1 protein-coding gene and 2 pseudogenes are annotated in these 1,452 nt (G+C 77.3%); 2 read left to right on the top strand and 1 reads right to left on the bottom strand.

Annotated elements, in window-relative coordinates; all coding sequences use genetic code 11:
* A pseudogene (locus AC0CYZ_RS17305) lies at nucleotides 1-303 on the bottom strand (NUDIX hydrolase); the annotation flags it as partial.
* 11 nt (nucleotides 304-314) lie between these two features.
* Between AC0CYZ_RS17305 and AC0CYZ_RS17300 the strand changes: the two are divergent.
* Nucleotides 315-800 (top strand): NUDIX hydrolase, encoded by a 486-nt coding sequence (locus tag AC0CYZ_RS17300; protein ID WP_472217528.1) that lies wholly within the window; start codon nucleotides 315-317, stop codon nucleotides 798-800.
* Nucleotides 797-1,452 (top strand): annotated as a pseudogene (locus tag AC0CYZ_RS17295) (hypothetical protein); the annotation flags it as partial. The gene AC0CYZ_RS17300 and the pseudogene AC0CYZ_RS17295, both read left to right, overlap by 4 nt.

Here is a 1,452-nt window from a genome sequence, read left to right as displayed (position 1 = left end):
GGCGTCGGAGAGCTCGCCGCCGGTCGCCGAGAGCAGGAAGTGCTGCACCGTCTTGTGGACGCGGCGGTCCTCGGCGACGAACCAGTAGTCGATGCTGCCGAGGGGGGCCTGCACCGTCGCGATGATGCCGGTCTCCTCCTCGACCTCGCGCACCGCCGCCTGCTCCGCGGTCTCGCCCTCCTCGATGTGGCCCTTCGGCAGCGACCACAGGAGGCGGCCCCGCCGGTCGAGGCGGCCGATGAGCGCGGCGCAGCGGTGCGCGGGATCGACGACGAGGCCGCCCGCCGAGCGGTCGTGCGCCGTACGATCGCGGAATGCCTCCGTCGTCGCGACGCTCCGCCGACCGCCGTCGGCGCGGTCCGCGGCGGCGGATGCGCACGGTCGACGAGTACTCGGCGGGAGGCCTCGTCGTCGACGCCGCGAACAACTGCGCCGCGCTCATCGGGCGGCTCGACCGCCGCGGCCGGCTGCTGTGGTCGCTGCCCAAGGGCCACATCGAGGAGGGCGAGACCGCGGAGCAGGCGGCGGTGCGCGAGGTCGAGGAGGAGACCGGCATCATCGCGGCCGTGCAGGCCCCGCTCGGCAGCATCGACTACTGGTTCGTCGCCGAGGACCGGCGCGTGCACAAGACGGTGCAGCACTTCCTGCTCTCGGCCACCGGCGGCGAGCTCTCCGACGCCGACGTCGAGGTCACCGAGGTCGCCTGGGTGCCGTTGCCCGAGCTGGGGTCACGGCTGGCCTATGCCGACGAACGGCGGCTGGTGCGGCTCGCGGCGGAGATCCTGGAGGAGTCCGCGTGACCCCCCGGGGACCCGCGGCCGCCGGCCGGGTCCTCGACGGGTGCCGGGCCGGGTCCTCCGCACTGCTGGTCGCGGCCCTCGTCGCCCTCGCGGTGCTGCTCCCCGGGGTCGCGTCCGCCCAGGAGGCGGCTCCCGGCGGCGTCGCGCTGATCCTCGACGCCGCCACCCCACGGGTGGTCACCGGCGACGGACCGGGCGAGCTCGTGGTCACGGGGCACGTCACGAACCGGGGGGCGGTCCCGGTCCGCGACGTCGGGGTGCGGGTGCAGCGCGGCGCGGCGGTGTCGACCGACCGCGCGGTCGGCGCGGCCCTCGACGGCGCGGTCTCCGCGGACGGCCCCGGGACGGCGGCCCCGGGGTTCACCCCCGTCGTCGCGGTGCTCGACCCCGAGGCGGACCTGCCGTTCACCGTCCGTGTCCCGCTGAGCGGGTCTTCCGACTCCTCGCTGGCCCTCACGACACCCGGCGTCTACCCGGTGGTGGTCGAGGTCAACGGCACCCCCGGGACCGCGGCCGCGCCCGCCCGGGTCGCCGCGGCCCGCCTGCTGCTGCCGGTCGCCGGCGTGCCCGGGGGCGCGGCGACCCCGCTGCCCCCGGCCGGCCGGGCCCCGACGGTGTCGCTGCTCTGGCCGCTCGCCGACCGCCCCCGCCG

This window comes from Actinomycetospora sp., from assembly GCF_055612215.1.
Note: the sequence above shows the minus strand (reverse complement) of the source record. Positions and strands in the feature narration are given on the sequence as shown.